Below are 21,728 nucleotides of genomic sequence, written 5' to 3' on the forward strand. Positions count from 1 at the left end.
ATTCTCGTCAAGACGGGCATGCCCGTTACAAGAATGCGGGACGGTTTCATGCAAGTCGGGAATGCCAGATACCTGAAGCCGGGCGATCTGCCTGATGTGATTGCTGTCTTTCCCCTGACCGGCGCCCTCCTCCTGCCGGCCGGGCAGCTTCCCCTCAACATTTTCGAGCCGCGCTATCTGGCGATGCTGGATGCCGCGCTGACCGGAAACCGGCTGATCGGCATGGTGCAGCCGGCGCTCGGCGAACATGAGGACAAGGGCGGCGAGCCCAACCTTGCTGCTGTCGGTTGCCTCGGCCGCATCACCTCCTTCGCCGAGACCGGCGACGGGCGCTATATCGTGTCGCTGACCGGCGTTTGCCGCTTCCGGCTACTGGAGGAGAAAGCGACCAGCGATCCCTTCCGCACCTTCCGTATCGCCCCTTTTATCGCCGACCTCTCGGCCGAGAATGAGGAGGAGGCCGTCGACCGCGCAGCGCTTCTGACCGCCTTTAAAGCCTATCTCGATGCCAACAAACTGGAGGCGGACTGGGAGAGCGTCGAGCGGGCGAGCAATCTGACGCTCGTCAATTCGCTGGCGATGATGTCGCCCTTCGGGCCGGCGGAAAAACAGGCGCTGCTGGAGGCGCCCGACCTGAAGACGCGGGCCGAGACGCTGATCGCCATTACCGAAATCGTGCTGGCGCGCGTCTTCGGTGACTCCGACACGGTTCTGCAGTAGACTTCAGCCATGGACGAAAAACTCAGCCGCGTCGATCCAAAGCTGCTCGATCTCTTGGTCTGCCCGCTCTCCAAGGGCCGGCTTTCCTACGATCGCGAGCACAATGAACTCGTCTCGGAAAAGGCGCGGCTTGCCTATCCGATCCGCGACGGCATTCCAATCATGCTGGTGTCCGAAGCCCGCCGCCTCGACGACTAAAGCAATTCCAGGAAGCGCTTTTCCCCGGCAAAGCGCGAGGCGCTTTTGCCGGAAATTGCGTAAAAGGTTAAATCGTCTGGCCGGCAAGCAGGCGGGGATTGTCCTTTGCCGTCGTTCCGGCCGCCTGGCCGATGAAGAAGGATTTGAGACGCGGCAGCCGGTCGACGATGCCGAGGCCGACGTCGCGGGCGATGCGGATCGGCGTCGCGTCGTTGGAGAAGAGCCGGTTCAGCACGTCGGTCGTCACCCCCATGCGGAAAGTGTCGAAGCGCCGCCAGGTCTGGTAGCGCTCGAGAATGTTGATCGAGCCGATATCGAGGCCGAGGCGGTCGGCCTCCACGATGGTTTCGGCAAGTGCCGCCACATCCTTGAAGCCGAGATTGAGCCCCTGACCCGAAATCGGGTGGATGCCGTGGGCGGCGTCGCCGGCCAGCGCGAAACGCGGCGCGACGAAGGAGCGGGCGAGCGTCAGGCCGAGCGGGAAGGCACGCTTGTCGCCGATCACTTTCAGGCTCCCAAGCTTGTGGCCGAAGCGGCGCTCGAGTTCTTCCTCGAAGATCAGGTCGTCGGCGGCGACCAGCCGGTTGGCATCCGGCGTCCGCTCCGTCCAGACGAGCGAGGAGCGGTTGTTCTTAAGCGGCAGGATGGCGAAGGGGCCGGCCGGCAGAAAATGTTCCTCGGCACAGCCGTCATGCGGCCGCTCATGCTCGACCGTCGCAACGATGCCGGACTGGCCGTAGTCCCAGGTGACGGTCCTGATGCCGGCGAGATCGCGCAACGTCGAGCGCACGCCGTCGCAGGCAACCAGCAGCCGGGTTTCCAGCGCGCTGCCGTCCGAGAGCGTGACGGTGGCATGGGTGTCGTGGGTCTTCAGCTCCGTCGCGCCAAGCCCGTGGCGGATGTCGATGCCGAGCCGTTCGCAGGCACCGCGCAGGGCGGCGACCATCGCGACATTCGGGATCATGTGGGCGAACGGCCGGCCGTCGGCCACTTCGCCGTCGAAGGTCAGAAACACCGGACGCACCGGATCGGAGGTCTTGGAGTCGGTGACGATCATCTTGGTGATCGGCTGGGCCTCCGGCTCAATCTCCTTCCAGATGCCGAAGACTTCGAGCATCTTCGCTGCCGCGGCGATGATGGCGGAAGCGCGCGTATCGTTTTTCCAGACATGTTCGGGGGCCGCCTCGACGACGGCGACATTCAGATGCGGCGCTGCCTGCTTGACCGCGACAGCGGCGGAAAGGCCGACATAACCCCCGCCCACAACCAGCATATCAAGCATCGCGCCGCTCCCGTACCTTATGCCTCAGATGTGACCTATATAGATCATCGCAACTTCACTTCCTACCGCTGGGAGACATAGAAATGACGGGCGAGACATCAGGGCCTTCGGCGATGGAGACGCTGCTTTCGACGCTCGACCTCGAGCCGATCGAGGTCGATATCTTCCGCGGCCGCAGCCCCAAGGTCGGCTGGCAGCGGGTCTTCGGCGGCCAGGTGATCGGCCAGGCGTTGATGGCGGCGCAGCGGACCATCGACGGCGAACGTTTCGTTCATTCGCTGCATGCTTATTTCATGCGTCCCGGCGATCCCTCGGTGCCGATCATCTACCAGGCGGAGCGCATCCGCGACGGATCGAGCTTCAACACGCGGCGTGTCGTCGCCATTCAGCACGGCAAGGCGATCTTCGCGCTGTCGGCCTCCTTCCAGGTGGAGGAGCCGGGCTTCGAGCACCAGATCGCGATGCCCGAGGTCGAGATGCCGGAGGCGCTGCTCGGCGAGCAGCAGATCAAGGAACAGTATCTGGCGCACGCGCCGGAAGCGATCCGAAAATACTGGCAGCGTGAGCGGCCGATCGAGATCCGCCCCGTCTCGCTGACGCATTATTTTTCCGACAGGAAGCTCGATCCCAAACAGGACGTCTGGGTGCGCGCCACCGGCCCGGTTCCCGACGACCGGCTCTATCAGGCGGCGGTGCTTGCCTATCTTTCGGACATGACGCTGCTCGATACGTCGCTCTATGCGCACGGAACGTCCATCTTCGACCAGAGCCTGCAGGTGGCGAGCCTCGATCACTCGATGTGGTTCCACAAGCCCTGCAAGCTCGACGACTGGCTGCTTTATACGCAGGACAGTCCGTCGGCTTCAGGCACCAGAGGATTAACCCGGGGTAGCCTATTTACACGATCCGGTAGCCTGATCGCATCGGTCGCGCAGGAAGGCCTGATTCGGAAAAAGGCAAATGAATAAATAATGTGCAACTTTATAAATTTGCGCGTTATTTGTGCGCTTATTGGCCAATCATTTGCCTGTTTATTGGCGCTCTTTATTATAAGCTTTACTTTTCAATAACTTACGTCTTGCTTCGAATCTGGCACGTCCCTTGAATGTGTATTGGCCGGTCGCTGTTCAGGAATGTCAGCGGCAAGGAGAGTCGGCTCCGCGCCGAGGATAACGAAGGATGGGAAACCAGATGAAAATTGTGATGGCCATTATCAAGCCGTTCAAGCTCGATGAGGTCCGCGAAGCCCTTACGGCGATCGGTATTCAGGGGCTGACCGTAACCGAGGTGAAGGGCTACGGGCGCCAGAAGGGGCACACCGAAATCTATCGCGGCACCGAATATGCAGTCAGCTTCCTGCCGAAGCTCAAGATCGAAATCGCGGTTGCATCGGAACTCGTCGACAGGGCAGTCGAGGCCATCGCGGCAGCGGCCAAGACCGGTCAGATCGGTGACGGCAAGATCTTCGTCTATTCGATCGACCATGCCGTGCGCATCCGTACGGGCGAAACCGATTCAGAAGCGCTGTAAGCACGGCAGATCAAGGAGCTTTTTCCAATGTCAATTTCGAAGTTTTCTTCCACCTTTGCGCGGATTTGCGCAGCTTCGGCCGCCCTTCTCGCGCCGGCCGTCGCTTTCGCGCAGGAGGCTGCGCCAGCCGCCACTGCCGCTGCTGCTCCTGCTCTCACGATGGATAAGGGTGATAATACCTGGATGCTCGTCTCCTCGGCGCTCGTCCTGCTGATGACCATCCCCGGCCTTGCGCTTTTCTACGGCGGTCTCGTGCGCGCCAAGAACATGCTCTCGGTGCTGATGCAGGTCTTCATGATCACGGCCGTCGTGGCGCTGATCTGGGTGACCTACGGCTATTCGCTCGCCTTCACCGACGGCGGTTCGCTGAACAGCTTCGTCGGCGGCTTCTCCAAGGCCTTCCTCGCCGGCGTCAACACCTCGTCGCTCGTAGAAACCTTCTCGAAGGGCGTCGCCATTCCGGAATACACCTTCATCGTGTTCCAGATGACGTTTGCCTGCATCACGCCCGGCCTGATCGTCGGCGCATTCGCCGAGCGCATCAAGTTCTCGGCCGTCATGCTCTTCGTCGTGCTCTGGGTCACCTTCATCTATTTCCCGATGGCACACATGGTCTGGTTCTGGGGCGGTCCGAGCTCCTACACCTCGCCGGCCGGCCTGATCTTCTCCTACGGCGCAATCGACTTTGCCGGCGGCACGGTCGTTCACATCAATGCCGGTATCGCGGGCCTCGTCGGCGCCATCATGCTCGGCAAGCGCACGGGCTATAAGAAGGAAATCATGGCTCCGCATTCGATGACGCTGACCATGGTCGGCGCCTCGCTGCTCTGGGTCGGCTGGTTCGGCTTCAATGCCGGCTCCAACCTCGAAGCCAATTCCTACGCCTCGCTTGCCTTTATCAACACCTTCGTCGCAGCGGCTGCTGCCGCTGTGTCCTGGTGCATCGTCGAAACCCTCAGCCGCGGCAAGGCTTCCATGCTCGGTGGCGCTTCCGGCGCGGTTGCCGGTCTCGTCGCCATTACCCCGGCGGCAGGCTTTGCCGGCCCGATGGGCTCGATCGTTCTCGGCCTGATCGTTTCGCCGGTCTGCTACTTCTTCGTCGACGTCGTGAAGAACAAGTTCAACTACGACGACAGCCTCGATGTCTTCGGAGTTCATTGCATCGGCGGCATCATCGGCGCTCTCGGCACCGGTATCCTCGTCAACCCGGCACTCGGCGGTGCAGGCATCGTCGATTACTCGACCGCCGATTTCGCAGCCTCCTATGCTGGCACGGCAACCCAGGTCTGGAACCAGGCCAAGGGCGTGCTGACAACGCTGCTGTGGTCCGGTATCGGCTCGGCGATCCTCTACAAGATCGTCGACGTCGTCATCGGCTTGCGTGTCACCGTTGAAGCCGAACGCGAAGGTCTCGACCTTTCGACCCACGGCGAAGCCGCCTACCACGCTTCCTGATCACAGGGTTTGCGGCGCCTGGCATGAGGGCGCCGCTTCACAGCCCGTCGCGGCCTATCTAACTATAGACCGCACTTGGCCCGGACCTTTCAAGGTTCGGGCTTTTTTCATTTCCCGGTTCGGAATGCACGTCCAGGCATGCATGGTTAACATCGCTTTAACCCGGCTCTGATTAGGTAGAGCGGACGCATTTTGGCACCGAAGCTTCAGCGATTCGCGTGTCCTCAGGCATTGGACGGGTTAGACACATGGCAAGAAGCACGTCGCCGGCAATGGATGGCCGTCCGGATCGGTTCTCCTTCTCGGCATTCATGCTGCGGCAGATCCAGGCGCTCATCGGCTTTGCGATCTTTCTGCTGCTGGCGTTCTGCGTCGCGGCGCTGGCGACATGGAATGTTGCGGATCCGAGCTACTCCTATGCGACCGCCAACCTGCCGACGAATATTCTCGGCTACAGCGGGGCTGCCTTTGCCGATATCGTCATGCAGTTCCTCGGGCTTGCCAGCGTCGTTTCGATGCTGCCGATCGTCGCTTGGGCGCTGACGCTGATCTCGGGCCGCCGATTCAGCCGTATTCCTGCCCGTGCCGGCGCCTGGTTCGGCGGTTCGGTGCTTTCCTGCGCCGTCCTCGGCTGCTTTCCGCCGCCGCTCACCTGGCCGATCCCGAACGGTATCGGCGGTGTCATCGGCGACATGATCCTGCGTTTTCCCGCACTCTTCGTCGGCGCTTATCCGACGGGCACCTTCGCCATGGTCATCGGCTGCATCTTTGCCGCGCCGACCGCCTGGCTGATGCTGTTTGCATCAGGCCTTGTCGGCCGCAGCGACGCCGACGAGGAGATCGAGGAAGACTACGTCGATACACGCAGTAGCAAGGCCCGCGTTGTCGGAGACGAGGACGAGGAGGAAGACGAGTCCCGCTGGGTCGCTCTCAGCGGCGCCGTGACGCATGCCTGGTACATGAGCCAGGGCCGACTGCGGCGGCTGTTCGGCATGGGTCCGCGCAAGCGGCGCCAGGGCGATTACGAATCACCTTATGATTTCAACGATGACGAGTTCGGCACGCTGAACGAACCCGTCCGCGCAAAGGCGCCGACCGTCCGAGGCGAGCGCATGGAGCCGTCGATGGAACCATCGATGGGGGCAAGGATGGCTTCGCCGCGGCGTATCGTCTCCGCACCGTCGCTGTCCGTCGATGACGACGACGATAATGACGACGACCTGCCCTTCGATAACGACATGCCGCCACGCCCGGCCGATATCCTGCCCGACGACGATGACGACGACTGGATGATTCGAGCACCGGCAAAGGCGGCCGGCAAGCCGGAGCCGCGCGTCGTCCCCGTCGTTGCGCGTCCGAAGCCCAGCGCCCGCATCGAGCGGGAGGCGCAGGGCTCGTTCATCCGTCCCGAGGGTTTCCAGCTTCCCTCGATGCATCTGCTCGCCGAACCGAAGAACGTGGTGCGCGATTCCACGCTTTCGGCCGATGCGCTGGAGCAGAACGCCCGCATGCTCGAAGGCGTGCTTGAGGATTTCGGCGTCAAGGGCGAGATCATCCATGTCCGTCCCGGTCCCGTCGTCACGCTCTACGAACTGGAGCCGGCGCCCGGTATCAAGTCGTCGCGCGTCATCGGCCTTGCCGACGATATCGCCCGCTCGATGAGCGCGATTGCCGCCCGCGTGGCCGTCGTGCCCGGCCGCAACGCGATCGGCATCGAATTGCCGAACCAGACGCGCGAGACCGTCTATCTGCGTGAACTCATCGCCTCCCGGGATTTCGAAGGCAGCAAGGCGAAGCTCGCCATGGCGCTCGGCAAAACGATCGGCGGCGAAGCCGTGATCGCCGATCTCGCCAAGATGCCGCATCTGCTCGTCGCCGGCACCACCGGTTCCGGCAAGTCGGTCGCCATCAACACGATGATCCTGTCGCTGCTCTACCGCATGACGCCGGAACAGTGCCGGCTGATCATGATCGACCCGAAGATGCTGGAACTCTCCGTCTATGACGGCATCCCGCACCTGCTTTCGCCTGTCGTCACTGATCCGAAGAAGGCCGTCGTCGCGCTCAAATGGACCGTGCGCGAGATGGAAGAGCGCTACAAGAAGATGTCGAAGATCGGCGTGCGCAACATCGATGGCTTCAACACCCGCGTCGAGCAGGCGCTGTCGAAGGGCGAGGCGATCTCGCGCACGGTGCAGACCGGATTCGACCGCCATACCGGCGAAGCGATGTACGAGACCGAGGAATTCGATCTGCGGCCGATGCCCTATATCGTCGTGATCATCGACGAAATGGCCGACCTGATGATGGTCGCCGGCAAGGATATCGAAGGCGCCGTCCAGCGTCTGGCGCAGATGGCGCGTGCGGCCGGCATCCACGTGATCATGGCGACACAGCGTCCGTCGGTCGACGTCATCACCGGCACGATCAAGGCGAACTTCCCGACCCGCATCTCCTTCCAGGTGACCTCGAAGATCGACAGCCGCACCATTCTCGGCGAACAGGGCGCCGAGCAACTGCTCGGCATGGGCGACATGCTCTACATGGCGGGTGGCGGGCGTATCCAGCGCGTGCACGGCCCGTTCGTTTCTGATGTCGAGGTGGAAGAGATCGTCTCCTACCTGAAGACCCAGGGCTCGCCGCAATATCTCGACGCGATTACCGCCGATGACGATGAAGACGGCGATTACGGCGGTGGTGGAGGCGGTCCGGCCGGCACGTCCAATCTTTCCGAATCGGAAGATCCCTACGATCAGGCGGTCGCCATCGTGCTGCGCGACGGCAAGGCGTCGACCTCCTACGTGCAGCGCCGGCTGGGTATCGGCTACAACCGTGCCGCCTCGCTCGTCGAGCGCATGGAGAAGGAGGGTATCATCGGACCAGCCAACCACGCCGGCAAACGCGAAATTTTGGTTCCGACCGAAGGCGACATCCTCGACCGCTGACATAACAGGCATATATTTCCAATACAGCCGCTTTTGCGGAAACCTGATAGCATCGAAGCCGTTACCTCTCGCAGGCCGATCGCAACGCCTTGAAGACGCCGCCTTTCGGCAGCATGCAGATCGCATAAAGGAGATTTAGATGAGTCACTCCGATACCTTCCTCTCCGGCCTGACGGTAACGCGCCGCGACCTTCTCGGCGCCTTTGTCGTCGCTGCGATAGCGAGCGCCATTCCCCTTGGCGCTTATGCGCAGGCGGCCGCTCCCGCCTCCGGCACGGCGCAGGCGATCGCCGATCATTTTTCCGGCGTTACGACGATGCAGGGCGAATTCGTGCAGTTCGGCCCGCGCGGCGAACAGACCGGCGGCAAGTTCTTCATCCAGCGCCCCGGCAAGCTGCGCTTCAACTATGACGATCCGTCGCCGATGCGGGTGATCGCCGACGGCAAGAACGTCGCCATCGGCAATATGAAGCTCAAAACCTGGGATCTCTATCCGCTCTCCAAGACCCCGCTCAGCCTGCTCCTGGCGCAGCGCATAGATCTGTCGGCCGGCATGGTGAAGGGCGTGAAGGAAGAGTCTGACCTGACGACGATCGCACTCGGCAACAATACGGTGTTCGGAAACTCGACCATTACCATGATGTTCGACCCGAAGACCTACGATCTGCGGCAGTGGACGATCACCGACAATCAGGGCAAGGACACCTCGGTGATGATCTTCAATGTCAAAACCGGCATGCAGTTCGAGGATCGCGTCTTCCGTGTGCCCTATGAGACCATTCCAGGCACGCCTCAGTCGCGCGATTGAACCTTTTCGGTTGATCGGCCGCTCCTTTTACAAGCGGCCGGTTCCCTCGCGTCCGCCTTTGTTTTAAAGCCCTTTCATGAAAGCGTGAAGGGGTATGGGCATGGGTTTTTCGATCACCACGTGGAACATCAATTCGGTGCGGCTGCGCATGCCCATCGTCGAGCAGCTCGTTCTCAAGCACAGGCCCGATATCCTCTGCCTGCAGGAAACCAAGGTGACGAACGACCTGTTTCCCGCGGCACCACTCAGGGCGATGGGCTACAATCACATCATCATCCATGGCCAGAAGGGCTATCACGGCGTGGCGATCGCCTCGCGCATTCCGCTAACCGAGGATCACCGGCAGGATTATTGCGGTGTCGGCGATGCGCGCCACATCTCGGCGATCTTCGAGCACGGCAATCGCCGCGTTCGGCTGCATAATTTCTATGTCCCGGCCGGCGGCGACGAGCCGGATCGCACGATCAATCCGAAATTCGGCCACAAGCTCGATTTCATCGAGGAGATGAAGCTGCTGAAAGCCAATGGCGAGGCCGACACCTCAGCCATCCTCGTCGGTGACCTCAATATCGCGCCGCTGGAGCACGATGTCTGGTCGCACAAGCAGCTTCTGAAGATCGTCAGCCATACGCCCGTCGAAACCGACGGACTGCTCGAGGTGATGAAACGCGGCGCCTGGCTCGATCTGATGCGCCAGCATGTGCCTGAAAGCGAGAAGCTCTACACCTGGTGGAGCTATCGCGCCAAGGACTGGGAGGCCGCCGATCGCGGCCGTCGTCTCGACCATATCTGGTCGTCGTCGGATCTCGGGCCGCATCTCAAGCGGATAGAAATCCTGAAGGAGGCGCGCGGCTGGGATCGTCCCTCCGACCACGTGCCGGTGACGGCGCATTTCGATTTCTAAGCGGTGCAGCTTCGTGGAAGCGCAGGGATTCTTATCGCTAACAGGGATCAGCTGAAGCGGTAGAACTGGCTTGCGGCCTTTGCCGCAAGCTCGGCGAGATTGTCGCGAATGCGGTTCTCGATCAGCCGGGCTGCGTCCGGATATTCTTCGATCAGCCGGTGGAAGAGGGCGCGGGTGATGCGGATGATGCTGGTATCCTCGCGCGCTACCGCGGTGAATTTGCGCTCCACCAGCGTCACCAGCGCCAGCTCGGAAACCAGGGTACCGGGGCCAGCGATTCCCTCTGTCCTCTGCATGCCGTCACTGCTCGTCGCGCTCAGCTCCAGGCTGCCGCTGAGGATGACATAGGCGCTCTCGGCGGGCGAGCCCTGGCGAAACAGCATCTGGCCGGCAGCGATCATGCGCCGGTCGGCGCCGAAGGCGATCAACCGCAGCTGATCCTCGCTCATGTCCTTGAACAGAGGAAGCTGCGCGAGCATGTGGATGTCGTCGGTCAGCGCCATGCGGGCTTTTCGCCTTAGAGCAATTCCAGCAAAACCGCGTCGCGGTTCTGCGTCCGAAATTGAGTGAAAACAAAGAGATAGAGCATTCCCGCGATTCGGAGGAAAACGGAACTGCTCTAGGGTATGATCTTGTAGCCGCCGTTTTCCGTGACGAGGATTTCGGCATTGGAGGGATCGCGCTCGATCTTCTGGCGCAGGCGATAGACGTGGGTTTCCAGCGTATGCGTCGTCACCCCGGAATTATAGCCCCAGACCTCTTCGAGTAGTACGTCGCGGGTAACGACCTTCTGTTCGGCGCGGTAGAGATAGCGGATGATTGCCGCTTCCTTTTCCGTCAGCCGGATCTTCTGGCCGTTATCGGTGGTCAGAAGCTTCTGGCTCGGCTTGAAAAGGTAGGGGCCGACGGTGAAGGTCGCGTCCTCGCTCTGCTCATGCTGGCGCAGCTGCACGCGGATGCGGGCGAGCAGCACGGCGAAGCGGAAAGGCTTGGTGACATAGTCGTTGGCGCCGGCTTCGAGGCCGAGGATCGTATCCGAGTCGGTATCGTGGCCGGTCAGCATGATGATCGGCGCCTTGAAACCGCCCTTGCGCAGCAGCTTCACTGCCTCGCGGCCGTCCATATCGGGCAGGCCGACATCCATGATCAGCAGGTCGATCGGCGTCGCACGGGCGGTCGCGACACCTTTGCCGGCGTTGGCTTCCTGCAGAACCGTGAATTCCTCATACAGCGACAATTGCTCCGTCAGCGTCTGTCGAAGGTCATCGTCGTCATCCACCAGAAGAATGGTGCGTGCGGTCATGCCGTTTGCGTCCTCGTGTTAAGTCCCCTAGTCCTACGCCAAATTCCTGGTTTGGCAAGGATCGGGCAGCGGGCTGTTGCCGGGTCGGTTTCGATATGATTTCAATCGAAGCCCCAGACAAGGCACGACATGCGAGAAAAATGGAAAAAGCAAGGCAGAGGCGGGGGATAAAGCGGCCGACGATCGTGGTGCGTCCTGCGCCGGGGCGCAAGAGCCGGGCGATCGTCCGGCTCGGCGCCATCACCGTGCCTGCTGCGATCGGCCGCTCCGGCCGCACCGTGATGAAACGAGAGGGCGACGGCGCCACGCCGATCGCTTCGATGAAGCTGATATCAGGCTTCCGGCGCGGCGAGCGGAACGGCCGGCTCGTCACTCCACTTTCCATCCGCCGCATCCGCCCCGACATGCTCTGGTGCGATCAGTCTGACAGTGCCAGCTACAACCGCCTCGTCAGGGCGCCGTTCAGTGCAAGTCACGAGGAAATGCGGCGCAGCGACGGGCTCTACGATATCTGCCTGGTGATGGACTGGAACATCTCCTCGCGTGCGCGCAATCGCGGCTCGGCGATCTTCTTCCATCTCATCAGGCCGGGCTACGAGCCGACGGCGGGCTGCGTGGCGGTGAGCCTGCGCGACATGCGCCGACTGCTGCCTTACCTTCGGAAGGGAACGATTGTCCGCATCGTCTGATTGTCTTCCGGATGCGGTCACCTATATGCTTGCGGTGACCGAACGCTCCGGCTGAAATGCGTTCTGGGACGCCCCGTAGGTGCGGGCGCAATTCATGCCTCGTCCAATTCTTCAAACTCCCGGAGATATATTGTGACCGCTCAACCCATCATCACTTTCCATGACGGACATTCCATTCCGCAAGTCGGCCTCGGCGTCTGGCAGACGCCGCAGGACATTGCCGCTCCCACCGTGCGCACGGCAATCGCCGCCGGCTATCGTCATATCGATACGGCTTCCGGTTACGACAACGAAGAGGGCGTCGGCGAAGGCATCCGCTCTGCCGGCCTCGACCGCAAGGATATCTTCGTCACCACCAAGCTCAGGAACGACGACCAGGGCTACGACAATGCGCTGCGGGCCTTCGACGGCAGCCTGAAGAAGCTCGGTTCCGCATATGTCGACCTCTACCTCATTCACTGGCCGTCGCCGCATCGCGGCCTTTATACGGAGACCTGGAAGGCTTTCGCCCGCATCCGGGAAGAGGGCCGTGCCCGCTCGATCGGCGTGTCGAATTTCAATCCTGAACATCTCGAGCGCATCATCGGCGAAACCGGCGTCGTTCCCGTCATCAACCAGATCGAGCTGCATCCCGATTTCCAGCAGAAGGCGGCGCAGGAGGTTCACAAGAAGCTTGGTATCGTCACCGAATCCTGGAGCCCGCTCGGCCAGGGCAAGTTCATCTCGAACGCCGATATCGGCGAGATCGCCAAAAAACATCAGAAGACGCCGGCTCAGGTCATCATTCGCTGGCACATCGACACCGGCCTCGTCGTTATCCCAAAATCGGTGACGCCGTCGCGTATCGAGGAGAATTTCCAGGTGTTCGACTTCAAGCTCGATGCCGACGATATGGCCGCGATCGCCAGGCTCGACAGCGCCGGTGCCCGCATGGGGCCGGATCCGATGACGGCAACCTTCTGATCGTCGTCTCGATTATCGCCAGGCAAGGGTCGTCCCGCAAAAGACCGCATGCGGTAGCTGTTTTATAAGGCGACCGAGGCAGGGCGGCATAAAATGTGAAGCCCACCGATGCGCAGCGGCATCGGTGGGCTTTTTGATCGTCATCCGTTTTGACGGATCAGTTCCACTCGCGGATATCGACGAAGTGACCGGCGATCGCGGCTGCGGCGGCCATCGCCGGCGAGACGAGGTGCGTGCGGCCCTTGAAGCCCTGGCGGCCTTCGAAGTTGCGGTTCGAGGTCGAAGCGCAGCGTTCGCCCGGCTTTAGGCGGTCGTCGTTCATCGCAAGACACATGGAGCAGCCCGGCTCGCGCCAGTCGAAACCGGCGGCCTTGAAGATCTTGTCGAGGCCTTCGGCTTCCGCCTGTTCCTTGACGAGGCCGGAACCCGGCACGATCATCGCATCGACGGTTGGGGCAACCGTCTTGCCTTCGACGACCTTGGCGACTTCGCGCAGATCCTCGATGCGGCCGTTGGTGCAGGAGCCGATGAAGACGCGGTCGAGCGTGATGTCGGTCATCTTCGTGCCCGGCTTCAGGCCCATATAGTCGAGCGCGCGCCACTTGGAGGTGCGCTTGGTTTCGTCCGGAATGTCATCCGGGTTCGGAACGATGCCCTGGACGGAGATGACATCCTCAGGCGACGAGCCCCAGGAAACGATCGGCGGCAGGCTGGCGGCGTCGAGCACGACGACGCGGTCGTAATGAGCGCCCTCGTCGGTCTGCAGGGTCTTCCAGTAGGCGATCGCCTGTTCCAGCGCCTCGCCCTTCGGCGCGCGTGGCTTGCCTTTGATATATTCGAAGGTCTTTTCGTCAGGGGCGATCAGGCCGGCGCGGGCGCCGCCCTCGATCGTCATGTTGCAGATGGTCATGCGGCCTTCCATCGACAGCGCGCGGATTGCTTCGCCGGCAAATTCGATGACGTGGCCGGTGCCGCCGGCCGTGCCGATCTCGCCGATGATGGCAAGGATGATGTCCTTGGCGGTGACATGCGGCGGAAGCACGCCGTCGACCCGCACCAGCATGTTCTTTGCCTTCTTCTGGATCAGCGTCTGGGTCGCCAGCACATGCTCGACCTCGGAGGTGCCGATGCCGTGCGCCAGCGCGCCGAAGGCGCCGTGCGTCGAGGTGTGGCTGTCGCCGCAGACGATGGTCATGCCGGGCAGGGTGAAGCCCTGTTCCGGACCGACGATGTGGACGATGCCCTGGCGCTTGTCGCTTGCCGAATAATATTCGACGCCGAATTCGGCGGCATTGGTCGCCAGCGCTTCCACCTGGATTCGGCTTTCCTCGTTCTTGATGCCGAGATGGCGATCAGGCGAGGTCGGAACGTTATGGTCGACGACGGCGAGCGTCTTTTCCGGCGCGCGAACCTTGCGGCCGGTCATGCGCAGGCCTTCGAACGCCTGCGGCGAGGTCACTTCGTGGACCAGGTGGCGGTCGATGTAGAGAAGACAGGTGCCGTCTGCCTGTTCGTCGACCAGATGATCGTCCCAGATCTTGTCGTAGAGGGTACGCGGTGCGCTCATGGCGTTAAGTCCGTTTTTTGGAAGCTTTGGAAAATCGAGACATGGCGGATCAGGCTCCGCCGGCCGTCATTCGATCAACGAAGTCGGCTGTTGGGCGCGCCGGACACGCACGCAAAAAACCGCGCCGGCAGGCGATAATGATCCTGCAGCACGAAAATATGCGCGCCAATGCATCTGAACTTGGATTCCATGGCCTGCATATAGCGATTTTTCGCGGCGGCTTCAATTTGAATCATCAGCAGACGCTCTCCGGCCTCTCAGCGGCGCGGCGGCTATTGATCGCTTACCGCGACTTCATCCACTTCTCCGTCCGCCGCAGCGCCAGCGACAGGCCGATCGTCAGGATCAGATAGATATAGGTGACGATCGAATAGGTCTCGAAGAAGCGGAAAGAGCCGGCGGCATAGACCTTACCCATCTGGGTGATGTCGGCGACGCCGAGCACGGAGACGAGCGAACTGTCCTTCACCATCGAGACGAAATCGTTGGAGAGCGGCGGGAAGATCACCCGGATCGCCTGCGGGAAGACGACGGAGCGGAAGCGCCGGTAGCGCGACAGGCCGAGCGCCTTGGCCGCCTCGATCTGACCGAGATCGACTGACTGGAAACCGGCCCGGAAGATTTCGGCGATGAAGGAGGAATAACCGATCGTCAGCGCGATGATCGCCCGCCACATCAGCGACAGGTCGCGCACCAGGATGGGCTCGGCCATGCCTGAAATCACCAGCGGCGAAATCAGGAAATTATAGGCTACGACCAGAGCCGGCGCGCCGACGAAGGCGACGTAGAACAGCAGCACGAGGATCGGTATGCCGCGGATGATCTCGATGTAGAACCGCGCAATCTGACGCAACACCTGACTGTCGGCCATGCCGAGCAGGCAGATGCCGAGGCCGAGCACGGTGGCGAGCACGAAGGCGACCAGCGTGACGAAGACGGTGACGCCGACACCGTTGACGACGGTGCGGAAGACCTGGGCATAGATATCGTTGGCGACGATGACGGCGGCAAGGACGATGCCGATCGTGAGGAGGGCGACCAGCCACCAGGGATAGTCGTCCTTGACGTGTCTGTCGGGAGATGGTCGCGACGCCATCAGCGGCTGCTCGGCGTCATTCGCCCATCTTGTAGTCGAGGAACCACTTCTTGTTCAGCCCATCGAGCGTGCCGTCGGCCTTGAGTGCGGCGATGGCGGCGTTGACAGGGGCGACGAGGTCGGACCCTTTCGGGAAGATGAAGCCGAAATCTTCGGTGCCGAGCGGCTCGCCGATCAGCTTCAAGGCGCCGTTCGAGGCGTCGACATAGCCCTTGCCGGCGGTGCCGTCGGTCAGCACGACGTCGACGTCGCCGGCCTTCAGGGCCTGGACGGTGGCGCCGAAGGTTTCGAAGAGCTTGATGCGCGGGTTCTGCTCGTTGCCATCAAGCACTTCATAGACGGCGGTGTAGAAGGGCGTGGTGCCGGGCTGTGCGCCGACCAGGCCATCCTTGAATTCGCCGAAGGACTTGGCATCGGTGAAGCGCTTCTCATCGCCGCGCACCAGCATGAACTGCTGCGAGCGCATATAGGGATCGGAGAAGTCCACCTTCTGCTTGCGGTCTTCCTTGATGGTGATGCCGGTCATGCCGATGTTGTACTGGCCGTCGGACACCGCCTGGATCATCGCGTCCCAGCTGATGTTCTGGTATTCGACCTTGAAATTAAGCCGCTTGGCGATCTCGTTCATCGCATCATATTCCCAGCCGATCGCCTTGCCGGATTTCGGATCGACGAATTGCAGCGGCGGATAGGCATTCTCGGTGACGACGACGACGCTCTTACCGCCGAGATCGGGCAGCTCGGCGGCTAATGCGGCGAGGGGTGCGAGAGCAAGGGCGGCGAAGCTCGCAAGAACGGTACGACGAAACAACATTGAACGGTCCCCCAAATTGAACGGCAAAAACTGTCACGGAAGATAGGTCTGAGGCAAGGCCGCCGGCTGCGCACCGAAGCAAAAAATAGAAAAGGCGACCCGAAGGCCGCCTTTCCAAGCAAAGAATTTTGCGTAGCGCAGATCTTATTCTGCGGCCGGTTCCGCTGCAGCGGCGGCTGCTTCTGCGGCGGCCTTTTCGGCAGCGGCCTTGGCTTCCGCAGCTTCGGCTGCTGCCTTCTCGGCGGCGAGCGCCTGAGCTGCTGCAACCTTTTCAGCTTCGATACGTGCCTTTTCCTCGGCAATGGCGGCGCGCTCGGCGTCGTTGAGCTTGCGGGCGCGGACGCCGGTGTCTTCAACGATACGGGCAGACTTGCCGCGACGGTCGCGCAGGTAATAGAGCTTGGCGCGACGGACCTTACCGCGGCGAACGACGTCGACGCTTTCGATCATCGGCGAGTAGACCGGGAATACGCGCTCGACGCCTTCGCCGTAGGAGATCTTGCGGACCGTGAAGTTTTCCTGCAGGCCGCCGCCGGAGCGGGCGATGCAGACGCCTTCATAGGCCTGAACGCGGGTACGGGTGCCTTCCGTGACCTTGACGTTGACGCGGACGGTGTCGCCGGGGGAAAATTCGGGAAGCGTGCGCTTGGCTTCGATCTTGGCGGCCTGTTCGGCCTCAAGCTGCTGAATGATGTTCATCGTCTTAACCTTTGGTTCTTCTGAAACAGCCAGAGCGCTCGACACTGATCCCTTGGAACTGGCCTCAGGACTTTGCCCGTCAAGGGCGGGAGCGGATTCGCCATTCTTTGTTTGCTGGCAGACGGGGATAAACCCCATTTCCGCGTGCGCCAATACACGAAAGGCCAGGGCTTGTCATCCCTTGGACGGCATTTTTGTGAAAAGGGCTGCGAAATCAGCCGTTTTTCTCACTTTATAGCGCAGCCGCGTGTTTTCAGACGCGCAAAGGACGCTGTAGCATTTTGAATCTACGCATCGTGCTTTCCGAAATTCGATCCCGATTTTCCGGGCGATGCGCCGGCCTTTTCCAGCAGATCCGGCCGCCGCTCCTGCGTCAGCCGCACCGCTTCCTGATGCCGCCATTTCTCGATCGCGCCGTGGTTGCCCGAGGTGAGGATCGCGGGGATTTCCCGGCCTTCCCACTCCTGCGGCCGGGTATAATGCGGATGTTCCAGCAGTCCGCCTTCAAAGCTTTCGTGCAGGCCGGAAAGATCGTTGCCCATGACGCCGGGCAGGATGCGGATGATGGCATCGAGCACGATCAGCGCCGCCGGCTCGCCGCCTGACAGCACGTAGTCGCCGATCGAGACCTCTTCCAGTCCGCGCGCCTCGATCACCCGCTGGTCGACGCCCTCGAAGCGGCCGCAGACGATGATGACGCCGTCGCCCGCCGCGAGCGCGCGCACACGCTCCTGCGTCAGCGGCTTGCCGCGCGGGCTCATCAGCAGGCGCGGGCGGGTATCGTTTTCTGAGGCGCTGTCGATCGCGCGGGCGAGAATGTCTGGTTTCAGCACCATGCCGGCGCCGCCGCCTGCCGGGGTGTCGTCGACGGTGCGGTGTCTGTCGGTGGCGAAGTCGCGAATCTGCACCGTGTCCAGCGACCATTGCCCCCGCTCCATCGCCTTGCCGGCGAGCGAGAAGCCCAGATGCCCCGGAAACATTTCCGGATAAAGTGTCAGCACGCTCGCCCGGAAAGCCATTACTTCTTCTTTTTCGGCTTGTCGGGAGTGAATTTCGAAAGCTCTTCGGGATCGTCGACCAGCCCCGCCGCCAGCGGATCGATCAGCAGCGTGCCGGCCTCCAGGTCGATCTCCAGCACCGAGGCTTCGGAGAAGGGGATCAGCACCGGGCGCTTGCCCGGACCTTTGAGCTCGAGCAGGTCGCCAGCGCCGAAATCGAAGACGCCGGTAACCGTGCCATAGCTGACACCCTTGTCGTCGCGCGCCTCGAGCCCTTCGAGATCGGCATAGTAGAACTCGTCGTCCTCCAGCTCCTCGTCCGGCAGGTTGTCCCGCTCGATATAGAGTTCAAGCCCGTTCAGGGCCTCGGCGGCATTGCGGTCGTTGACGCCGCGGAAACGGACGACGACGACATTCTTCATCTCGCGGATTTCGAGGACTTCGAAGCTGCGGCCGTCCATGCTGTGCAGATGGCCGTAGTCGCCAAGCGCGCCGGGATCGGCCGTATAGGCCTTGGCGCGCACCTCGCCCCGGAGGCCTTGCGCGCCACCGATCGTCGCCATCAGAACGGGGTTTTCAAGCTTTGTCATGGGTTCCTTCATGTGAAGCCGAAAGACAGGTTTCTCATAAACGAAGTGCGTGCGATTGGAAACGAAAACGGGCGGCATGTCGCCATGCCGCCCGCTCGAAGGGAATGTCGCGATTATTCCGCGGCGTCTGCTGCAGCAGCGGCGGCGTCGGCGACCTTCTGAGCCTTTTCGGCGGTGCGTTCCTGGGCGCGCTTGCCGGGCTTTGCCTTGACCGGGTTGTTCTTGGCTTCGCGCTTGGCAACGCCTGCCTCGTCGAGGAAGCGCAGAACGCGGTCGGTCGGCTGGGCGCCGTGTTCGATCCAGTGCTTGATGCGCTCGGCGTTCAGCTGAACGCGCTTCTCATCACCCTTGGCAAGCATCGGGTTCCAGGAACCGAGGTTTTCGAGGAAGCGGCCGTCACGCGGGCTGCGCGCATCGGCGAGAACGACGTGGTAGTACGGGCGCTTCTTGGAACCACCGCGGGCGAGACGAATTTTCAGTGCCATGTTGTTTACTCCTTGGGCTTTTCTTGACCGCTTTCTTGAGCGGTACGGTTATCGGGCTGCAGCGCTCTGTTCAGCGTGATCCGCAGCGATCTGCTCATGATGCCGGATGACTTCCTTGATGACGAAGTTCAGGAACTTCTCGGCGAAATCCGGGTCCAGATTGGCGGCTTTCGCCAGCTGGCGAAGGCGTTCGATCTGGTATTCCTCGCGCGCCGGGTCGGCCGGCGGCAAATTGTATTTGGCCTTCAGCACGCCGACCTCTTTGGTGCAGCGGAAGCGTTCGGCCAGCATGTGCACGAGAGCGGCATCGATATTGTCGATCGACTGACGATAGCTCGCGAGCTGGGCTTTGACGTCTGGATCAATCATGGGGCAAGCGATCCTTTCACTTCTTCTTCGGCAATCCGGGCAATCCCGGGAAACCACCGCCAAGGCCCGGCAGCTTGGCACCGCCGAGGCCCGACAAACCACCCGGCAGACCGCCGAGACCGGGCATGCCCCCACCCGGTTTTCCAAGCCCCGCCGCTTCCGCCTGCTTCTGCAAGGCCTCGAGCTGCCGGGGATCGATATTCGAAAGATCGGGCATGCCGCCACCCATGCCGCCGCCGAGCCCCATCTTGCCGGCTAGGCCGCCCATCATCTGCTTCATCATGCCGCCTTTGCCCTTGCCGCCCATCATCTTCATCATGTCCGCCATCTGGCGGTGCATCTTCAGAAGCTTGTTGATGGCGGCGGCATCGGTGCCGGAACCGGCGGCGATGCGCTTCTTGCGCGAATGCTTGAGCAGGTCGGGATTGGTGCGCTCGGCCTTGGTCATCGACTGGATGATGGCGATCTGTCGGCCGAAAAGCTTGTCGTCGAGGCCGGCTGCGGCCATCTTGTCCTTCATGCCGGCCATGCCGGGCATCATGCCCATGATACCGCCCATGCCGCCCATCTTCTGCATCTGGCGCAGCTGGTCGGCGAGATCGTCGAGGTCGAACTTGCCCTTGGCCATCTTGGCGGCCATGGCGGCCGCCTTCTCGGCGTCGATGTTTTCGGACGCACGCTCGACGAGCGAGACGATGTCGCCCATGCCGAGGATGCGGTCGGCGATGCGGCGTGGATGGAACTCCTCCAGCTCGCTCATTTTCTCGCCGACGCCGATCAGCTTGATCGGCTTGCCGGTGACGGCGCGCATCGAAAGGGCGGCACCGCCGCGGCCATCGCCGTCCATGCGGGTCAGCACCAGACCGGTGATGCCGACGCGTTCGTCGAAACTGCGGGCGAGATTGACAGCGTCCTGGCCGGTGAGGCTGTCGGCGACCAGCAGGATTTCATGCGGGTTCGACCGCTTCTTGATGTCGGCCATCTCGACCATCAAGGGCTCGTCGATATGCGTGCGGCCGGCGGTGTCGAGGATGACGACGTCATGGCCGCCGAGCTTGGCCGCCTGCACGGCGCGGGCGGCGATATCGGTCGGCGACTGGCCTGATATAACAGGCAGCGTGTCGATATTGGCCTGCGCGCCGAGCTGGCGAAGCTGCTCCTGGGCTGCCGGACGGCGCGTGTCGAGCGACGCCATCAGCACCTTCTTCTTCTCGCGCGTCGACAGGCGATGGGCGATCTTCGCCGACGTCGTCGTCTTGCCGGAGCCCTGCAGGCCGACCATCATGATGACGACAGGGGCAGCGGCATGAAGGTCGACGCCAACGCCTTCGCCGCCCAGCATCTCGATCAGTTCGTCATGCACGATCTTGACGACCATCTGGCCGGGCTTGATCGACTTCAGGATCTCGGCACCGACGGCCTTCTCACGCACGCGGTCGGTGAAGGAACGCACGACGTCGAGCGCGACATCGGCCTCCAGCAACGCACGGCGAACCTCGCGCAGCGCTGCGGAAACATCGGCTTCCGAAAGCGCGCCACGGCCTGTCAGTCCATTCAGAATGGATCCAAGACGGTCCTGGAGGTTTTCAAACATCGGCTCTTCCTTGATACGTTTCGGGCAGGTTGGGATATGCCCGGAAACGTCGTGCTTTTCCTTGACGAAAACAAGACGCAAAGCCAAAAAGCACCCGAGGGCGCGTCGCGCTGTCGGGTGTTGACCTCCGGGATCTCTAAGTCCCGGTCGGCGGCTCGGAGTCGTGTGGCTCGTCGCGGATTGGGCGCGATAAACAGGAAAGCCGCGCGAAAGTCAAGGCGATGCGGACAAATGACCGCATGACCGACTTCTCGGAAGCCGTTTGACGAGAGGGCGGCAGTGTTTCATCCAATGGTTGCAGCGAAAGTACATACTCAAACAAAGTGATGTATTGGCTTGCGCAATCCGCCAGCGTTTCAGGTTTTGCCGATATATATTGCTACCCCGGCGGCCGAATTCGCTGTCAATGCCAGTTGCAAATTATTCTGCTTATGATTCTACTTTCTACTTAAGTGCGTCCTGTAAAATGATTCGTGAATATCCTTGATGCCGAATGAATCGGCGGAGATATCGAATGCTAAATGCTGATATTGAGAGCTGGGCGCTGGCGCGGGCCCATCATATTGTCCTGAACGAAGGCCTGAATCTTGCGAAGGCGGCACAGGATCTGGATCGCAAGCGGTCCCGTTCGCTGGTCTACGAGCTGAGAAAGGTCATCACCGCAGCTATTGTCGAAGCCCATGCTGCGTCCTTCGATCCCGACGGTGCGCAGCGGTAAA

General features: G+C 61.7%; 24 protein-coding genes. 11 read left to right on the forward strand and 13 right to left on the reverse strand.

Going from position 1 to position 21,728, the window contains the following annotated elements:
* The first annotated feature begins 33 nt into the window (after positions 1 to 33).
* Entirely contained in the window at positions 34 to 720 is a 687-nt protein-coding gene (locus RWJ89_RS18990; protein ID WP_020052065.1) for an LON peptidase substrate-binding domain-containing protein, read from the forward strand.
* A 9-nt stretch (positions 721 to 729) separates the two neighbouring features.
* Positions 730 to 918, forward strand: a complete 189-nt coding sequence (locus tag RWJ89_RS18995; RefSeq protein WP_017962471.1) for a Trm112 family protein — start codon at positions 730 to 732, stop codon at positions 916 to 918.
* Positions 919 to 985: 67 nt separating this feature from the next.
* Here RWJ89_RS18995 and RWJ89_RS19000 read toward each other — a convergent pair whose 3' ends face one another.
* Positions 986 to 2,200: a ubiquinone biosynthesis hydroxylase gene (locus RWJ89_RS19000; protein ID WP_316031255.1), complete on the reverse strand. Its 1,215-nt coding sequence runs from the start codon at positions 2,198 to 2,200 to the stop codon at positions 986 to 988.
* A gap of 83 nt (positions 2,201 to 2,283) precedes the next feature.
* Between RWJ89_RS19000 and tesB the strand changes: the two genes are divergently transcribed.
* From tesB to RWJ89_RS19030, 6 genes are all read left to right on the forward strand, one after another.
* Positions 2,284 to 3,168: an acyl-CoA thioesterase II gene (tesB, locus tag RWJ89_RS19005; protein ID WP_316031256.1), complete on the forward strand. Its 885-nt coding sequence runs from the start codon at positions 2,284 to 2,286 to the stop codon at positions 3,166 to 3,168.
* 211 nt (positions 3,169 to 3,379) lie between these two features.
* Positions 3,380 to 3,730, forward strand: a complete 351-nt coding sequence (locus tag RWJ89_RS19010) for a P-II family nitrogen regulator (protein ID WP_017962468.1) — start codon at positions 3,380 to 3,382, stop codon at positions 3,728 to 3,730.
* A gap of 27 nt (positions 3,731 to 3,757) precedes the next feature.
* A complete protein-coding gene (locus RWJ89_RS19015; protein ID WP_168283316.1) occupies positions 3,758 to 5,185 on the forward strand; it encodes an ammonium transporter in 1,428 nt (475 codons plus the stop codon).
* A gap of 248 nt (positions 5,186 to 5,433) precedes the next feature.
* A complete protein-coding gene (locus RWJ89_RS19020) occupies positions 5,434 to 8,130 on the forward strand; it encodes a DNA translocase FtsK (protein WP_168283317.1) in 2,697 nt (898 codons plus the stop codon).
* A gap of 139 nt (positions 8,131 to 8,269) precedes the next feature.
* Positions 8,270 to 8,938, forward strand: a complete 669-nt coding sequence (locus tag RWJ89_RS19025) for an outer membrane lipoprotein carrier protein LolA (protein ID WP_221999459.1) — start codon at positions 8,270 to 8,272, stop codon at positions 8,936 to 8,938.
* A gap of 100 nt (positions 8,939 to 9,038) precedes the next feature.
* Entirely contained in the window at positions 9,039 to 9,842 is an 804-nt protein-coding gene (locus RWJ89_RS19030) for an exodeoxyribonuclease III (protein WP_221999458.1), read from the forward strand.
* A 47-nt stretch (positions 9,843 to 9,889) separates the two neighbouring features.
* Here the strand turns inward: RWJ89_RS19030 and RWJ89_RS19035 are convergent, their stop codons facing one another.
* Positions 9,890 to 10,345 carry a cyclic nucleotide-binding domain-containing protein gene (locus RWJ89_RS19035; RefSeq protein ID WP_017962463.1) on the reverse strand — a complete coding sequence of 152 codons (456 nt, stop codon included), beginning with the start codon at positions 10,343 to 10,345 and terminating at the stop codon, positions 9,890 to 9,892.
* A gap of 116 nt (positions 10,346 to 10,461) precedes the next feature.
* Positions 10,462 to 11,145: a response regulator transcription factor gene (locus RWJ89_RS19040; protein ID WP_017995455.1), complete on the reverse strand. Its 684-nt coding sequence runs from the start codon at positions 11,143 to 11,145 to the stop codon at positions 10,462 to 10,464.
* Positions 11,146 to 11,312: 167 nt separating this feature from the next.
* Here RWJ89_RS19040 and RWJ89_RS19045 point away from each other — a divergent pair, with 167 nt between their 5' ends.
* Together RWJ89_RS19045 and RWJ89_RS19050 are read left to right on the forward strand one after the other, a co-directional pair.
* Positions 11,313 to 11,834, forward strand: coding sequence for a L,D-transpeptidase family protein (locus RWJ89_RS19045; protein ID WP_168283397.1), 522 nt, complete (start codon positions 11,313 to 11,315; stop codon positions 11,832 to 11,834).
* Positions 11,835 to 11,966: 132 nt separating this feature from the next.
* Positions 11,967 to 12,797, forward strand: a complete 831-nt coding sequence (locus tag RWJ89_RS19050; protein WP_316031257.1) for an aldo/keto reductase — start codon at positions 11,967 to 11,969, stop codon at positions 12,795 to 12,797.
* Positions 12,798 to 12,954: 157 nt separating this feature from the next.
* Here RWJ89_RS19050 and leuC read toward each other — a convergent pair whose 3' ends face one another.
* From leuC to ffh, 10 genes are all read right to left on the reverse strand, one after another.
* The gene (gene leuC / locus RWJ89_RS19055) at positions 12,955 to 14,364 is read right to left on the reverse strand and encodes a 3-isopropylmalate dehydratase large subunit (RefSeq protein WP_020052055.1); all 1,410 of its coding nucleotides are present in this window, start codon (positions 14,362 to 14,364) and stop codon (positions 12,955 to 12,957) included.
* Positions 14,365 to 14,438: 74 nt separating this feature from the next.
* Positions 14,439 to 14,600: a hypothetical protein gene (locus RWJ89_RS19060; protein WP_168283278.1), complete on the reverse strand. Its 162-nt coding sequence runs from the start codon at positions 14,598 to 14,600 to the stop codon at positions 14,439 to 14,441.
* 47 nt (positions 14,601 to 14,647) lie between these two features.
* A complete protein-coding gene (locus RWJ89_RS19065) occupies positions 14,648 to 15,460 on the reverse strand; it encodes an amino acid ABC transporter permease (RefSeq protein ID WP_168283322.1) in 813 nt (270 codons plus the stop codon).
* 16 nt (positions 15,461 to 15,476) lie between these two features.
* Entirely contained in the window at positions 15,477 to 16,274 is a 798-nt protein-coding gene (locus tag RWJ89_RS19070) for a transporter substrate-binding domain-containing protein (RefSeq protein ID WP_316028361.1), read from the reverse strand.
* Positions 16,275 to 16,418: 144 nt separating this feature from the next.
* Positions 16,419 to 16,973 carry a 50S ribosomal protein L19 gene (gene rplS / locus RWJ89_RS19075; protein ID WP_003582945.1) on the reverse strand — a complete coding sequence of 185 codons (555 nt, stop codon included), beginning with the start codon at positions 16,971 to 16,973 and terminating at the stop codon, positions 16,419 to 16,421.
* Between the two features lie 287 nt (positions 16,974 to 17,260).
* Positions 17,261 to 17,992: a tRNA (guanosine(37)-N1)-methyltransferase TrmD gene (trmD, locus tag RWJ89_RS19080; RefSeq protein WP_168283323.1), complete on the reverse strand. Its 732-nt coding sequence runs from the start codon at positions 17,990 to 17,992 to the stop codon at positions 17,261 to 17,263.
* Positions 17,992 to 18,561 carry a ribosome maturation factor RimM gene (rimM, locus tag RWJ89_RS19085; RefSeq protein WP_029767597.1) on the reverse strand — a complete coding sequence of 190 codons (570 nt, stop codon included), beginning with the start codon at positions 18,559 to 18,561 and terminating at the stop codon, positions 17,992 to 17,994. The genes trmD and rimM overlap by 1 nt, the downstream gene beginning before the upstream one ends.
* Before the next feature lie 113 nt (positions 18,562 to 18,674).
* A complete protein-coding gene (rpsP, locus tag RWJ89_RS19090; RefSeq protein WP_221999452.1) occupies positions 18,675 to 19,046 on the reverse strand; it encodes a 30S ribosomal protein S16 in 372 nt (123 codons plus the stop codon).
* A 48-nt stretch (positions 19,047 to 19,094) separates the two neighbouring features.
* Complete coding sequence (locus RWJ89_RS19095; protein WP_011427149.1) at positions 19,095 to 19,415, reverse strand: chorismate mutase; 321 nt, start codon at positions 19,413 to 19,415, stop codon at positions 19,095 to 19,097.
* A gap of 16 nt (positions 19,416 to 19,431) precedes the next feature.
* Positions 19,432 to 21,009, reverse strand: coding sequence for a signal recognition particle protein (gene ffh, locus RWJ89_RS19100; RefSeq protein WP_222061699.1), 1,578 nt, complete (start codon positions 21,007 to 21,009; stop codon positions 19,432 to 19,434).
* 493 nt (positions 21,010 to 21,502) lie between these two features.
* Here ffh and RWJ89_RS19105 point away from each other — a divergent pair, with 493 nt between their 5' ends.
* A complete protein-coding gene (locus tag RWJ89_RS19105; protein ID WP_017962453.1) occupies positions 21,503 to 21,727 on the forward strand; it encodes a hypothetical protein in 225 nt (74 codons plus the stop codon).
* Position 21,728 lies beyond the last annotated feature (1 nt).

Origin of the sequence: Rhizobium sp. 10PS4, from assembly GCF_032464805.1 — a bacterium.
Classification (GTDB): Bacteria; Pseudomonadota; Alphaproteobacteria; order Rhizobiales; family Rhizobiaceae; genus Rhizobium; species Rhizobium laguerreae.

Excerpts from the sequence above, each read along its gene's own strand:
- RWJ89_RS18990 (WP_020052065.1), top strand. The coding sequence starts at position 34 with ATGCGGGACGGTTTCATGCAAGTCGGGAATGCCAGATACCTGAAGCCG.
- RWJ89_RS18995 (WP_017962471.1), top strand. The coding sequence starts at position 730 with ATGGACGAAAAACTCAGCCGCGTCGATCCAAAGCTGCTCGATCTCTTG.
- RWJ89_RS19000 (WP_316031255.1), bottom strand. The coding sequence starts at position 2,200 with ATGCTTGATATGCTGGTTGTGGGCGGGGGTTATGTCGGCCTTTCCGCC.
- tesB (WP_316031256.1), top strand. The coding sequence starts at position 2,284 with ATGACGGGCGAGACATCAGGGCCTTCGGCGATGGAGACGCTGCTTTCG.
- RWJ89_RS19010 (WP_017962468.1), top strand. The coding sequence starts at position 3,380 with ATGGGAAACCAGATGAAAATTGTGATGGCCATTATCAAGCCGTTCAAG.
- RWJ89_RS19015 (WP_168283316.1), top strand. The coding sequence starts at position 3,758 with ATGTCAATTTCGAAGTTTTCTTCCACCTTTGCGCGGATTTGCGCAGCT.
- RWJ89_RS19020 (WP_168283317.1), top strand. The coding sequence starts at position 5,434 with ATGGCAAGAAGCACGTCGCCGGCAATGGATGGCCGTCCGGATCGGTTC.
- RWJ89_RS19025 (WP_221999459.1), top strand. The coding sequence starts at position 8,270 with ATGAGTCACTCCGATACCTTCCTCTCCGGCCTGACGGTAACGCGCCGC.
- RWJ89_RS19030 (WP_221999458.1), top strand. The coding sequence starts at position 9,039 with ATGGGTTTTTCGATCACCACGTGGAACATCAATTCGGTGCGGCTGCGC.
- RWJ89_RS19035 (WP_017962463.1), bottom strand. The coding sequence starts at position 10,345 with ATGGCGCTGACCGACGACATCCACATGCTCGCGCAGCTTCCTCTGTTC.
- RWJ89_RS19040 (WP_017995455.1), bottom strand. The coding sequence starts at position 11,145 with ATGACCGCACGCACCATTCTTCTGGTGGATGACGACGATGACCTTCGA.
- leuC (WP_020052055.1), bottom strand. The coding sequence starts at position 14,364 with ATGAGCGCACCGCGTACCCTCTACGACAAGATCTGGGACGATCATCTG.
- RWJ89_RS19060 (WP_168283278.1), bottom strand. The coding sequence starts at position 14,600 with ATGATTCAAATTGAAGCCGCCGCGAAAAATCGCTATATGCAGGCCATG.
- RWJ89_RS19065 (WP_168283322.1), bottom strand. The coding sequence starts at position 15,460 with ATGGCGTCGCGACCATCTCCCGACAGACACGTCAAGGACGACTATCCC.
- RWJ89_RS19070 (WP_316028361.1), bottom strand. The coding sequence starts at position 16,274 with ATGTTGTTTCGTCGTACCGTTCTTGCGAGCTTCGCCGCCCTTGCTCTC.
- rplS (WP_003582945.1), bottom strand. The coding sequence starts at position 16,973 with ATGAACATCATTCAGCAGCTTGAGGCCGAACAGGCCGCCAAGATCGAA.
- trmD (WP_168283323.1), bottom strand. The coding sequence starts at position 17,992 with ATGGCTTTCCGGGCGAGCGTGCTGACACTTTATCCGGAAATGTTTCCG.
- rimM (WP_029767597.1), bottom strand. The coding sequence starts at position 18,561 with ATGACAAAGCTTGAAAACCCCGTTCTGATGGCGACGATCGGTGGCGCG.
- rpsP (WP_221999452.1), bottom strand. The coding sequence starts at position 19,046 with ATGGCACTGAAAATTCGTCTCGCCCGCGGTGGTTCCAAGAAGCGCCCG.
- RWJ89_RS19095 (WP_011427149.1), bottom strand. The coding sequence starts at position 19,415 with ATGATTGATCCAGACGTCAAAGCCCAGCTCGCGAGCTATCGTCAGTCG.
- ffh (WP_222061699.1), bottom strand. The coding sequence starts at position 21,009 with ATGTTTGAAAACCTCCAGGACCGTCTTGGATCCATTCTGAATGGACTG.
- RWJ89_RS19105 (WP_017962453.1), top strand. The coding sequence starts at position 21,503 with ATGAATCGGCGGAGATATCGAATGCTAAATGCTGATATTGAGAGCTGG.